Origin of the sequence: Gelidibacter japonicus (assembly GCF_010725055.1) — a bacterium.
GTDB classification, from domain to species: domain Bacteria; phylum Bacteroidota; class Bacteroidia; order Flavobacteriales; family Flavobacteriaceae; genus Gelidibacter; species Gelidibacter japonicus.
In genome coordinates this window covers 81,005-94,786 of the sequence record NZ_BJKB01000018.1, presented here as the reverse complement: position 1 = coordinate 94,786, position 13,782 = coordinate 81,005, and the positions used below count along the sequence as shown (strand labels likewise).

Below are 13,782 nucleotides of genomic sequence, written 5' to 3'. Positions count from 1 at the left end.
AAAATGGTAAGAACCAAAGGGCTAATTTTCCGTTCCGATAATTATCGGATCGGAACTGTTTAAAATCAAATTAAATAAGTCTCGTGTAGCTTTTGTATATCCCGTATGAGAAAGGGAGGATTATAGTGTTTAAAAGGAATGATGTTTTCGTCGAGTCCTTCAAAAAGATTGATATACGAATAGAAAAAGGCGGCAACAAAAACTTGTTGCTCTAAGTTTAGTGTGTCATATGAAAACTTAAGATCATCTTGTCCTTCCATAACGATCTGCAATTCTGAACAACATGATTTCTCTGTTAGTTCATTACCGCAATCTTTAGTAGGTATTTGTTTCTCCATCCCGCACGTCTTAACCTTGTCGAATAAAGAGAAATCAACCAAATGATCTCCACAATAATGCATATCTATCGTAAACGACATAGTTGTAAACAACACTAATGTCGCTAAGGTAGCAGATAGCATCTTATGGAAAAATAATTTCATAGTTCAGCAAATATAAAATAAATTACCGTATGTGTTTAAACTTTAGATACAAAAATTGGTTTATTAACTTATTTTTAAGTATAAATGGTCTTAAAGATTATGGATTTAGGAATGCCAAAATCTCTTCGCTTTCAGGTTTAACTTTGCTCTCAAAAGAGGCCGTAAGTTGACCGTTCTCATCCAATAGGAATTTTGTAAAGTTCCATTTAATAGTCACATCCATAGATCCGTTTTCAGTTTTCGAAGTCAACCAATCAAATATCGGAGCGATATCCTGTCCTTTTACTGAGACTTTGGCCGCCATCGGAAAACTTACGCCATAATTCTGCTCACAAAAAGCCGAAATCTCGTCATTGCTCCCCGGTTCCTGAGCTCCAAAATTATTGGCAGGAAATCCGACAACGACCAAGTTATCCTTGTGTTCATTGTACAAAGCTTCCAGACCTTCGTATTGTGGGGTATATCCACATTTTGAAGCGGTATTGACAATCAGGATTTTCTTCCCTTTAAAATCGGAAAAATCGATCTCACCACCAGAAAGCGCTTCGACCTTAAATTGATGAATAGAATTGTTTTGCATGGCCACAGGAGTTTGAGAAATTAAATTAATTGAGAATAAAAGAGTAAAAACGACTAGAATATTTTTCATTTGTTTTTATGGCTAAGTTAAGAAAATCAAAGCTGCTTTCTTTTAATGTCATGTTAAAGATGAATAAGCTTATCCATAAACCACAATCCCTAATCGGCTGTTGTTTTATAAATACACCACTACCGATTGGAAATCCATAATTATATATGGACCGACTGAAAGTGTGCTTATTGACCTAGCTGGAAAAGAATATGAGAAAACACATAAGTATTCGTGTATCAGCCCCCTGGTTGGCTGGGCAAGTTCATGTCTAAAACATTTATAGAAACTAAAGTTGCAACACTGAATCCCAATAGTCATCGGGAACAGGGTTTTAACCTCTAACTAAATAAAATTGTAACTTTTATTGGTGGGTTAATTGAAACAATTGTATTTTTAGAAATGACATTCACCAAATTCTCTGTAATCAAGAACCTCGGGGCCGTCCGACCGTTACGAGCGGGCAAGCCCACGAGGTATGAATAAGGTATTGTCTTTTCGATCGAGGCAAGCCTCGGGGTATTAAAACCCACTGGTGGGAATAAATTAAAACCAACATGAACATCAACTGGATCATATTGATCATTGGCGGCATATTCGAGACCGGATTTGCCGTAAGCTTAGGAAAGGCACAACACACTTCTGGTAAGGAGATGTGGCTGTGGTTGCTTTCTTTTATCGTGTGCGTAGGCATAAGCATGTATCTGTTATTCAAGGCCATGGGCGGTGAGAATCCCATCCCTGTTGGCACGGCCTATGCCGTATGGGGCGCTATTGGAGCTGTAGGTACGGTCATTGCCGGTATTTTGCTTTTCAAGGAACCTGTGACGTTTTGGCGTCTGTTCTTTATTAGCACCTTGGTCATTTCCGTAATTGGGTTACAGACGGTAAGCACTGACACATAAAAGGAACCTCGCCGCTCCATCAGTTTTTGTACAGAGGTTGAAATTCTTGTGGTTTGTAGTTCTGAATGTTCGGGTATTATTTTAGGAAATTGAAAATCATGGAATAAACGGATATTTATTCTCTTCGATTTTTAATTTTCCTGACACTTGATATCACAAAATTGATTCTATAAGACGACTTCAAGATGTTGCAAGATAAAGAAGGTATAAACGAAATTTGTTCAAACCAAATCGCCTAATGAGGTGATTTAAACTTTTCGATTTTTTTAGTCCCAAGGCAGTAATTTAAAGGATAGCAACAAGCACATGGAAAAGTTCACTTTGTAGCCATGTTTACTCAACCATCTGAAATCGGTATTCCTATTCAGAATCCGTTTCTTTAACTTTAAAATTTTTGAGTTTAAACCTTACAATGTCTCCTGGCTTCCACGTTTGCACTGAGGTTTTCAGTAAAATACTCTGTGTTTCCTCCATAAGTTCGCCTTTACAGTCGTTGGCACATTTATTACATCGGTTACAGCATACTTTTAATTGCATATGATCACCGAGGTACATACACTGCTCTACCATTCCACAAAGATGTGGCTCTTCTGCATTACAAAAATCAGTTTCTTCAGCCCTAAAAAATAAATTTACCTTACCTCGATTTGCAGAAAACGGACAATCCTTCCGTCCAGAGACAAATCCGAAAGGTGTTTTGAATCCACCTGGTGCTACGGTAGCCACGACATTATTTGATTTTCCGAAAAGCTCAGCAACATAAGATGAGCTCGGATTATTGTATAAATTATCAGGGGTATCCAACTGCAATAACTTCCCTTTAAGCATAACCGCAATCTTATCGGCCGTAGAAAAGGCATCCTTGGTATCATGGGTTACTAATATGGCAGTGATCCCCATGGCTTTGATGATCTGTCGCACCTCCTCCCGTACCTGGTCACGTAGAATGGTATCTAAATTACTGAAGGGTTCGTCCATCAACAACAATTCTGGTCGTGGTGCTAATGCCCGAGCCAATGCAACCCGCTGCTGTTGTCCGCCAGAAAGTTGATGCGGATATTTCTTCACATCTTCTTTTAAACCGGTCAGTTTAATAGTTTCGTGAACCCGTTTCTCGGTTTCCCTTTTATTAAGTCCTTTTAGTCCAAAGGCAACGTTCTCAAAAATGGTCAAATGTGGAAACAAGGCATAATCTTGAAAAACCATGCCAGTTTTTCGTTTGTTGGTAGGTAATGATTTTCGTCCACTCACAATAATTTCACCATCCAACTCAATAGTTCCAGAATTGGGATGCTCCAATCCCGCGATCAAGCGCAACAAGGTTGTTTTTCCCGAGCCGCTTTCGCCAACAAGCGCCAAGATCTCACCTTTTTCCAATGAAAAAGACACCCCGTCTACCGCATAGGTATCGGCGTTCCGATATTGTTTACTAATATTATTTAATTCAATAATCGCCATTGTCATTTGTTTTTTCTGCTTTTGTGCTCCGAAAAGATAGAAATCTGTTTTTTCTGTTCCGACTTAAAAAGCTTTTGATCGTCTTACTCCTTGCTTCATTTCTTTCTGCTGATCATATTATTCAATACTATAATTGGTATCACCCCTGTTAAAACCACTACCAGGGAAGCGTTCGCCGATTCCGCTATCATCTCATTGGTTGCCATGTCAAAGGCTTTCGTTGCCAAGGTATGGAAGTTGAAAGGCCGCAAAATCAAGGTGAGCGGAAGCTCCTTCAAGATGTCTACAAAGGCCAATAATACGGCTCCCGCTATGCTGTTCTTTATCAAAGGTAAGTCTATTTTCCACAAGGTTCTTAAAGGGGAAGCGCCCAATGATCTTGCCACCTCATTCACCGTGGCTCCAGTCTTTTGAAATCCTGCGTCAATAGCATTATATCCTACAGCCATAAACCGAACAATATACGCCACCACTAAGATAAACAATGTTCCTGACAATATCATTCCCATATTATCGGAAACCGCCCAATTGATGGTCCGGTCAAGCCCCATCATCGGAATCATTACTCCTACTGCAATAACCGCACCAGGTATAGCATAACCTAAAGAAGCGGTCCTGGCAATATGTTTGGTCCATTTTAAGGGGCTTAAGCGAATGGCATACAGTAAGAATATGGAGATTACCGCAATGGCCACCGCCGATCCGATCGCCAAGGAAAAACTCCTGAAAATCAAGATTCCAAATTCAGAATCTACGACGTTTTGCCAAGTAAGCGACACCCAATAAAAAAGTTGCATCAATGGGAAAATAAAGCTGATCAGTAAAACCGTTAGACAAAGAGCTGTATATAAGCGTCTCGTACTTTTGTATTTGGGCCTAATTCGGAGTGCAGGCCTGGAACCGCCGCTGCCTGCATTCCAGTTACGACTTCCTCTTTGAAAATTCTCCAACCAGATCAGCGCCAAAACGATCACGGTCAAAATTGCGGAGAGGTAAATAGCCGTATTGATATCACCAAAAGAAAACCACGCTCTAAAAATCCCCGAAGTAAACGTGTCCACCCCAAAGTATTTTACCGTGCCATAATCATTCAACACCTCCATACCTACCAAGGCAATTCCTCCAGCTACAGCAGGCCTTGCCATAGGCAGTGCAATTTTGGTGAACATTCGCATCCGATTACTTCCCAAGAGAAAAGCAGCTTCTTGCATGGCACTCGATTGTCGTGTAAAAGATGCCCTGCAGATGACATAAACATAAGGGAATAGACTTATGGAAAGTATAAAAATAGCGCCTGGCATATTCATAATATCGACAATGGCACCTTTGAAATGAATATCAAAATTATTTCGAAAGAACGCTTGAACGGGTCCAGTATATTCTAAAATTCCCACATAACTATAGGCCATCATATAGGATGGAAACGCCAGTGGCAGAATTAAAAGCCACTCAAAATACTTCCGCCCCGGAAAATCGTAAACCGAAACCAACCACGCCATACTCACCCCGATAAGAAATGTAAAGAAGCCAACCCCTAACAATAAAAGAAAAGAATTGGCAAAATACGACGGCAACAAATTGGAGGCAATATGCCTCCAATGCTCGCCGGGCTTATCAAAGAGCTTGACCAGGATAGTGAAAACCGGCGTCAATACCAAAAGTAGTATTACAATCGCCCCGCCAGTCCACTTATTCCACCAATAGGTGGTTTTTTTTGCCATTTAATTATGTTAATCATTGAATTAGCCTCCCATATGAAGGCCTAATTCATTAAACTTTATTTCCAACCAGCCTCATCAAAAATCATAACGGCCTTGCTATTATATTCCCCAAGCTTATAAAGCTCCACTGGATCTGCCTTAAAATCTCCCCAAGTCTTCAAAATCGACGCCTTAGTAGCTTTAGGATTGATAGGGTATTCATAATTTAAGTTAGCCAAGACCTGCTGCGCCTCCTCCCCTGAAAGAAACTCCATTAATTTAATGGCGTTATCTTTATTTGGAGCATATTTGGTTACGCCTATGCCACTGACATTCACATGTGTTCCTCTTCCATCTTGGTTTGGGAAAATGATGCCCACACTCTCACCTGCTTTTCGCTCTTCCACATTTTCGTCATTGAGCATCAGTCCAATATAGTAAGTGTTGACTACTGCGATATCCGCTTCACCAGAAGCTACTGCTTTGACCTGGTCACGATCGCTACCTTTCGGGTTTCTGGCCATATTGGCAACAACGCCTTCTGCCCACTCCTTGGCTTTTTCTTCGCCATCGGCCAAGATAATAGAAGCCAACAACGATTGGTTATAGACATTTTCCGAAGATCGGATCACAATTTTACCTTTCCACTTCGGGTCTGCCAAATCTTCATAGGTCTTAATATCCTCCGGATTTACTCTGTCCTTAGCATAGGCGATAATCCGTGCCCGGTAAGTCAATCCGTACCAGTGTCCTTCTTTCTCGCGAAACTCAGGTGCAATATTAGCTTCCAATACTTCAGAACTAACAGGTTGTAATAAGTCTTTGGATTGTGCGCGATAAAGTCGTCCTGCATCCACAGTAATTAAGATATCTGCATTGGAATTTTGACCTTCCGTTTCCAGACGTTGGATCAGTTCATCAGCACTGGCATTAACGATATTGACCTTAATTCCGGTTTCTTCAGTAAATTTGGAGAAAAGCTCATCATCGGCCTTATAGTGTCTATGCGTATAGACATTGACCTCTTGTTTTGTTGTCTTAGAATCACCACAGGCCACGATTAAACTCATCAGGCACATGATAAATCCGAGTTTTAAGATATTACTCATATGTATAGTGTTTTGATTTGATTTGCAAAGGTAATCTTATTTAGACTTATTACAAACAAGAAATAAAGCGTTCAATTTTACAAAGGTATTTACGACGTGTTTTTTCGTGTATAATACCTGGAAATCAGAACTCTATAGACTCACATTTTTTCGAAAATTGATCATTACTACTGCAAATAAAATAATGACAATTCCCAACCATTGTAAGTTGCTTATCTCCTCGTTTAAAACCCAATACGCACTGAGAACCGAAATGGGGATTTCTAAAGCGGCAATAATACTCCCCAAACCCGTGCCAATTACTGGGAAACCTTTATTGAACAAAACCGGTGGAAGAATAGTGCCAAAACAGCCCAGAAAGACGCCCCAGGTTATAAAAATAGTCCAATTAAATTCTTGCAGAATTTGAACGTTCCAAAATAGCACAATGACAATGAGCCCTCCATACACCAAATATTGGCTCCGTACAAGATTAGGCAATTTAAGTCCGACCCGACTCGTGCCGTACATCATTCCTGTAAATGACATGGCTGCCAAAAGACCAAAGCCGATGCCTTTTAGATTAAGTTCAATGTCAGTTTCAAAAATTTTCGCGGCCAACATGGTTCCAACAATAGCCACAAACGCACCAAGTACTTTTCCCCTATTGACCAAGGCACGTGCCGTAAAAAACTCCAAAACCACGCCCATCCAAATCGTCTGCATCAATAGTATAATTCCGATAGATACCGGCACATATTGAATGGATAGGTAATAAAAGCTACTGGTCAGCCCAGAGAAACCTCCAAACAGCATCAATTTAATTTTGGGATGCAGTGACTTGCTTTCAGCTTGAGGTGTTACCGATTTTTTGGAAAACAAAAACACCAAAGCACTCAATATAAAAGCCCCAAATAAGTATTGTGAAAAAGCAAGACCAGCCGTACCAATGCCCTGGTTATTGGCATATTTGACAAAGGTTGCCAAAACCCCGTAACTGGTTGCGCCAATAGCAACATATAAAACACTTTTTAACTGAGTATTCATAATAAAAAAACTAATGGATTTACGGTTTATTCCCAATAGTGGGGTTTAATGCCTCGAAGCTATTATGACACCCCATGCGAAACTTGCGCTGGCAAATCTAAACATTTCCACACGAATCTGAAGACGTCAAAAACCACTCCTTTCTGACAAGACATTCTTGAGACCATTTTATTACCTGAAACCAACCAAATTTCCTGCGATTTTAATATAATATGATAACCTAATTAAGTTGAAAAATGCTTAGTTTAGTGTTTAATAATTATCATTCTATCAACCACCGCTATCCATTGAAAATTTTCACTAATACCTCACACTCAATTTCCTTTAACAAAAGAAAGGTTTGTCGCTTCCCAAAACCGACCATTGTTCCCGCTTTCGGTAATACTTTGGAACATGCAGCTAATAATTTCATAACCTTAGACGCTATTACACCATAATTCATGAAGGCCCTGAACTACGAAAATATCATTGTTGGAGGAGGCTTGGCAGGAATATCAACAGCCATTGAGCTCTTAGACCATAATAAAAAAGTGCTCATTATTGAAAGAGATGTGGAGGAGCATTTTGGCGGATTGGCAAAAAAATCCTTTGGCGGTATTTTGTTTTCTGGAACACCTCAGCAAAAAAAATCTGGGATCAAAGATTCACCGCAATTACTTTACGAGGACTGGATGCGTTATGGCGATTTCACCGAAACCGATAGTTTAGGCGCACAATGGGCCAAATTTTACTCAGACAATTCCATATCCGTCATTTACAATTGGCTTATTGCAAAAAAAGTCGACTTCCTTCCTGTGGTCAATTGGCCTGAACGCGGCATGGATGTCAAAGGGAATTCGGTTCCGAGATGGCATATTACCTGGGGAACGGGTTATGATTTAACCAATAAAGTGACCAACTATTTATTGAATCATCCAAAAAAAGAACATCTTGAAATAAAGTTTCAACACAAGGTAGAATCAATAATCATCGATAATAAAAAGACCGTAGGTGTGGAGGTCATCGACGAATTGACAAAAGAAAGATTCAACATCACTTCTGAAAACATCATTATTGCATCCGGTGGAATTATGGGCGGCGATTTAAAACTGGTCAAAAGTCATTGGCCAACGCGGTTCCAGACCCCACCAGATAATTTATTAAATGGCTCTCACAAATATGCTGATGGCACCATACATTTGGATTTAGACAAAAAAGGAATCCCTTCAACCCATCTAAACAAACAATGGCATTATGCTGCCGGAATTCCCACACCCAATCCAGAGAGAGGAAAATTCAGGGATGGTTTAAGTTTAGTTCCGCCACGATCGGCCATTTGGGTGGATGCTACAGGAAAAAGGTTTAGGCCTCCGCTTGTTGCTTATACAGATACTTCGTATTTTGTTGAACATATCCTCAAAACCAAGGATCAGTACTCATGGAGTATTATGAATTGGAAAATTGCCATAAAGGAATTGGCTGTTTCAGGTTCTGATTATATGACGGCTTTTAGAAATCGGGATAAATTGAGATTGATAAAAGACGTTCTCTTTGGAAATAAAGATTTGGTCAATAGATTGATTGAAGAATCGGACCACTTTATTGTGGCAGATACGCTTCCCAACTTGGTGAAAAAGATGAATGAGCAAGACGAAAATAACGTTGTGGATTTAGAAACTCTTGAAAAGGATTTGAAAGCTTATGACGACGAGATCGATAGAGGTAAAAAGTATTTTAATGACGAACAATTACGGCGTTTGGTGAACTTCAGATTGTACAAAGGGGATAAAATCAGAACTTCAAAATTTCAAAAGATTTTAGACCCAAAAGCTGGACCATTGATTGCTGTAAAACAATATATATTAAGCAGAAAAAGCTTGGGAGGCCTTCCTACCAACCTCAACTCGCAAGTGATTGATAAGAATGGTGATACAGTATCAGGATTATACGCTGTAGGTGAATCTGCCGGATTTGGAGGTGGAGGCATTCATGGATCACGATCATTGGAAGGCACTTTTTTAGGATCGTGTATCTTAACAGGCAGAGTTGCCGGTGCACATATAGCAGGAATAAAACTTTAAATCGAATATTATGAAGAAAACTGGCGCATGGTTACTGGTCAAGGCATTAGAGCAACTACCGATATCGCACACCTTTGGTATTCCAGGAGTGCACAATACCGAAATTTATGATGAGCTGAACAAGTCTTCAAAAATCAAACCTATATTGGTCACCCATGAAGGTGGCGGTGCCTTTATGGCCGATGCGGTCAGTCGTACCTCAGAGACAATAGGCACCATGGTCATTGTACCAGCCGCTGGAATTACGCATGCTTTAAGCGGAATAGGCGAAGCTTTTTTGGACGGGATTCCTATGCTTATTATCTCGGGTGGCATTCGGACTGATGTCAATAAAAGCTATCAGCTTCACGAGTGGGATATGCATTCAGTATTGAGCGGCATCACCAAAAAAACCTATCATATAAAAAAGCATGAAGAGATTATGGCGAGTGTTTTTGAGGCTTATACCATCGCAGTTTCTGGAAATCCTGGTCCTGTTTTTATAGAAATACCCACGAATATTCAAATGTTTAAAGGCGAAGTTTCGGAGATTCTATCGTTTAAAAAACCAGAAATTAAACCAACAGTTACCGCCGCGCAATTGGACGAAGCAATCAAGATCATTTCAGAATCTAAAAAAGTAGGACTGTTTTTAGGATGGGGCGCTAAAGAGGCAACAGCAACGAGCATTCAGATTGCCGAGCGACTAAATGCTCCGGTATCCACAACACTGCAAGGATTTAGTGTATTTCCTGGTGATCATGAATTATTTACGGGAATGGGCTTTGGCCCCGCATCTGTTCCCGCTTCGGAAAACGCGTTTAAAGATGTGGATTGTTTAATTGCGGTAGGCACACGATTTGCCGAAATTCCAACGGGCAGTTTCGGCGCCAGAGTACCTGAAAATTTGATCCATATCGATATTGACGAAAATGTATTCGATAAGAATTATAAGAGCAAATTGGCCATTCAAGGCGATGCGAAACTGGTTTTAGACAGTTTGTTGGCAGAACTCATCAACAAGAATATCGAAAAATCCAATCCTAATTTAATTAGTTCCATAGCAAAAGACAGACAGGCCTATTATAAGGAATGGTCTGATTTTAAATTCGATCGGGTCAATCCTTATCACTTTTTCACGAGTTTAAGAGCTCATCTCGACGACGATGCCATTACTGTTTTAGATGATGGCAACCACACTTTTTTGACGGTTGAGTTATTTCAAAATCTAAAAAGCAAGCATTTAATTAGCCCCACCGATTTCAATTGTATGGGCTATTGTGTGCCGGCGGCCATTGGTGCTAAATTTGCCAATCCCAACAAACAAGTGGTCGGCATTGTTGGCGATGGTGCATTTTTGATGACCGGACTCGAATTGTTGACCGCAAAACGAAATGAACTTGGAATTGCAATTTTCGTTTTTCACGATGGCGAACTTTCCCAAATATCCCAAGGTCAAGAAATCCCTTACAATAGAAAAACAGCTACTGTATTGGGCGATTTCAATATCGATGGCATTGCACATGCGGTTGGCGCCGACTATTTGGTTATAAAAAATGACGATCAAATTGACGACGTTATCAGTAAGGCTCTCAAAGCGGCGCAGTCAAATAAAACGGTCTTAGTTGATGTACATATCGATTATAAAAAACGCACGCGATTTACGCAAGGTGTTGTGAAATCCGTTTTAGGAAATTTTCCATTGAGCGATAAAGTTCGATTTATTGGCAGAGCGGTGAAGAGAAAGATTTTGGGATAAGAAATTATTTAACAAGGTTTCATGGCTTTTTGAAAATAAGAGTCGTTTTATTTTGAAGTTGTAGTTTATATAACGCAACCTTTCAACACAAATCCCATCTTATGAAAAACACCATTATGAAACCAAAAATCTTAATTCTAATCGGGCTTTTAATGATCATCTCTTCTTGTAAAAATGATGATGACAGTTTCCATTCTGAAATAAATGGAGATTATATCGGAATTTTTGAGCGTAATGAAAATTCTTCCAAGGTTGAATTGCGTTTTGATAATGGGTCATTCAATGGACAGAGTGAAATCGAAAAATTCCCAGCAATTTGCAATGGAACTTATTCAATTTCCGGAAACACAATAAGCTTTTTTAATGAGTGCCCTTGGACCGCCGAGTTTGATTGGTCGTTGATTTTAAACGGTGAATGGACGTTTCGTTTAGGTGAAAACTCACTAACAATGACCAATCCGATTGGTGATAAGTACACTTTGACCAAACAGTAAAAATGTACTGCTATATTGTTATGATTTATTACATTGGCTATGGTAACTTGTTAAAAAGTGTCCTATGTCAGATTCAAATTTTTTTGATAATTTTTAACTGCCGGCTCTTAAATTTTCAGAGGTTTATATCAATGAACTTTATGGTCTTTAAATACAGATAAAAAATTGACAATTCAGTTCAAATCCAATCAAGAAAATCTTTTTTAGATAATCCTAATTGTTTTAAGGCATTTTTTATAATAAATTCAGGAACGGGATCAACATGCGATTGAACAGTGATTGGTCTTAAAAGATCACTTCTTGTCCAATGTTCATGACCACCAGTGGTCCTATTGCATGAACATCCTTGATCTTTCAGAAAATCTCGATATAATTTAAGTGGAATATTTCTTAAATGCTTCGTCGACATAAAGGCTAATAGGCAAATTCAACATCTTCTCTTGAAACCTTATAACTCTTGTTATTAACAATGTCATTGTATAATGGATTTAAAGAAACCAAATCAGAATCCTTTGGTGGATCGAATTTTGGTTTTTTCTTTGAACCTCTAATCGCCCAACCTAATTCTTTTAAAACCTTCTCTAAGGTTTTTTTATTATTAGTATAACGAAAGAATTCATGGAGTGCTTCAGAAAAAGACTGCTTTGCTTCTGCCTGAGTGTATCCATAACCGCTTAAATCCAAAGCAGGGGAATAAATAATGATAACGTTATCTTCCTCAAATTCTACCAACGAAAGACCAACATGATACTTCCCATTTCCAAACCCCAAATCAGCAGTCAACTGTAAATTAGACATAAGATTATTTTATTATTTATTCAAATATATGCAATTATTAAAAACCAGTGTCAATAACCTATATAACAAAAAAATAATTAATTATTGATCGATTGAAATATAACGCATATATAAATTATGATATTTTAGTCGCAAAAGAATGATCTCAATTACATACTTCTAATCTCTTCTTGTAAAGCTACTCAAGCCTACCCAAGCCGCATTCTGTTTGTCACTTTCAATGGCGGCATGAATAAACTGTACGCCTCTAATGCCGTCGTACACGGTAGGATAATCGGGTGTTTCAATTTTCGTATCCGTTAGAGATGCATTTACATGTGTGGCAAAGTTCTTATAGACATTGGCAAAAGCTTCCAAATAGCCTTCCGGATGACCAGCCGGAATGCGAGATGCCGCTATAGCATTTGGATAAAGCTCATGGCCATTAGGTGTGTAAACCACTTTTGGCTTATCTATCCACCTCGTTGTTAATTCATTTGGAGTTTCCTGATGCCATTCCAAACTACCCTTTTCACCATAAACTCTAATCGAGAAATTATTTTCTTCTCCCACGGCAATTTGAGAAAAAGACATCGTCCCTTTTGCTCCATTTTCTAAGCGCAGTAAAATATTGCCATCATCGTCCAAAAGGCGACCCTTACCAAATTTTCCTAAATCTGCCGCAAGCTCCTTAACTTTTAATCCAGTGACATACTCTAACATATTATGGGCATGGGTTCCGATATCTCCCAAGGCACCACCGACACCAGACTTTGAAGGATCCACGCGCCAAACGGCTTGTTTATTGCCCGAATCTTCAACGGCAGTTGCCATCCATCCTTGTAAATAATGGACTTGTACTTTTCTGATTTTTCCAAGATCACCATTTTTAACCATGGCTTTTGCCTGTTTCACCATTGGACTTCCAGGATAATTATGAGTCAATGCAAAATGTAATCCAGTGGATTTTACCAGCTTTTCTAAAACTTTCGCTTCATCTACAGTTAAGGTCAGCGGTTTATCGCATACGACATGGAATCCATTTTCCAAGGCTAATCTTGCAGGTCCAAAATGCATGTGGTTGGGTGTCACAATGCTTACAAAATCCATACGAATATCTTCCGGCAATTCTTTTTCTTTAAGAATCATTTCTTCAAAACTACCATAACAGCGATCTTCAGGAAGCAACAATGCCTTACCTGATGCTTTTGACTTTTCCGCAGTGCTGCTGAAAGCACCACAGACCAATTCAATCATTCCATCAAGACCTGATGCTTTTCTGTGTACATCTCCAATAAAAGAGCCAATGCCTCCACCGATCATTCCCATTCTTAATTTTCTCATGTTTGTATTATCTGTTTTGATATTTTACTTTGAATTTAAAATCATTTAAATAGAAATTCCT

General features: G+C 39.1%; 12 protein-coding genes. 4 read left to right on the top strand and 8 right to left on the bottom strand.

The genetic code is table 11. The features are described 5' to 3' along the window. Positions 1–65 precede the first annotated feature (65 nt). Both G6N06_RS16395 and G6N06_RS16390 read right to left on the bottom strand, forming a co-directional pair. Positions 66–482 carry an HYC_CC_PP family protein gene (locus G6N06_RS16395; RefSeq protein WP_163517861.1) on the bottom strand — a complete coding sequence of 139 codons (417 nt, stop codon included), beginning with the start codon at positions 480–482 and terminating at the stop codon, positions 66–68. 97 nt (positions 483–579) lie between these two features. Then, a complete protein-coding gene (locus G6N06_RS16390; protein ID WP_371865866.1) occupies positions 580–1,062 on the bottom strand; it encodes a glutathione peroxidase in 483 nt (160 codons plus the stop codon). A gap of 605 nt (positions 1,063–1,667) precedes the next feature. Between G6N06_RS16390 and G6N06_RS16385 the strand changes: the two genes are divergently transcribed. Then, positions 1,668–2,015, top strand: a complete 348-nt coding sequence (locus tag G6N06_RS16385) for a DMT family transporter (protein ID WP_284046851.1) — start codon at positions 1,668–1,670, stop codon at positions 2,013–2,015. A gap of 360 nt (positions 2,016–2,375) precedes the next feature. Here G6N06_RS16385 and G6N06_RS16380 read toward each other — a convergent pair whose 3' ends face one another. The 4 genes from G6N06_RS16380 to G6N06_RS16365 form a co-directional block, all read right to left on the bottom strand. Continuing rightward, positions 2,376–3,473, bottom strand: coding sequence for an ABC transporter ATP-binding protein (locus tag G6N06_RS16380; RefSeq protein ID WP_163517859.1), 1,098 nt, complete (start codon positions 3,471–3,473; stop codon positions 2,376–2,378). A 95-nt stretch (positions 3,474–3,568) separates the two neighbouring features. Then, complete coding sequence (locus G6N06_RS16375) at positions 3,569–5,194, bottom strand: ABC transporter permease (RefSeq protein ID WP_163517858.1); 1,626 nt, start codon at positions 5,192–5,194, stop codon at positions 3,569–3,571. A 56-nt stretch (positions 5,195–5,250) separates the two neighbouring features. Then, on the bottom strand, positions 5,251–6,282 hold the full coding sequence (locus G6N06_RS16370) for a Fe(3+) ABC transporter substrate-binding protein (RefSeq protein WP_163517857.1): 1,032 nt from the start codon (positions 6,280–6,282) through the stop codon (positions 5,251–5,253). Between the two features lie 132 nt (positions 6,283–6,414). Further along, a complete protein-coding gene (locus G6N06_RS16365; RefSeq protein ID WP_163517856.1) occupies positions 6,415–7,308 on the bottom strand; it encodes an EamA family transporter in 894 nt (297 codons plus the stop codon). Positions 7,309–7,748: 440 nt separating this feature from the next. Here G6N06_RS16365 and G6N06_RS16360 point away from each other — a divergent pair, with 440 nt between their 5' ends. From G6N06_RS16360 to G6N06_RS16350, 3 genes are all read left to right on the top strand, one after another. Further along, a complete protein-coding gene (locus G6N06_RS16360; RefSeq protein WP_163517855.1) occupies positions 7,749–9,368 on the top strand; it encodes an FAD-binding protein in 1,620 nt (539 codons plus the stop codon). Between the two features lie 10 nt (positions 9,369–9,378). After that, a complete protein-coding gene (locus G6N06_RS16355; RefSeq protein ID WP_163517854.1) occupies positions 9,379–11,106 on the top strand; it encodes a thiamine pyrophosphate-binding protein in 1,728 nt (575 codons plus the stop codon). 101 nt (positions 11,107–11,207) lie between these two features. Further along, positions 11,208–11,600 carry a hypothetical protein gene (locus G6N06_RS16350; protein WP_240338092.1) on the top strand — a complete coding sequence of 131 codons (393 nt, stop codon included), beginning with the start codon at positions 11,208–11,210 and terminating at the stop codon, positions 11,598–11,600. Between the two features lie 414 nt (positions 11,601–12,014). On the opposite strand, the gene G6N06_RS16345 is transcribed toward G6N06_RS16350, so the two are convergent. Together G6N06_RS16345 and G6N06_RS16340 are read right to left on the bottom strand one after the other, a co-directional pair. Further along, positions 12,015–12,398, bottom strand: a complete 384-nt coding sequence (locus G6N06_RS16345; protein ID WP_163517853.1) for a hypothetical protein — start codon at positions 12,396–12,398, stop codon at positions 12,015–12,017. Positions 12,399–12,557: 159 nt separating this feature from the next. Next, on the bottom strand, positions 12,558–13,721 hold the full coding sequence (locus G6N06_RS16340; protein ID WP_163517852.1) for a Gfo/Idh/MocA family protein: 1,164 nt from the start codon (positions 13,719–13,721) through the stop codon (positions 12,558–12,560). Positions 13,722–13,782 lie beyond the last annotated feature (61 nt).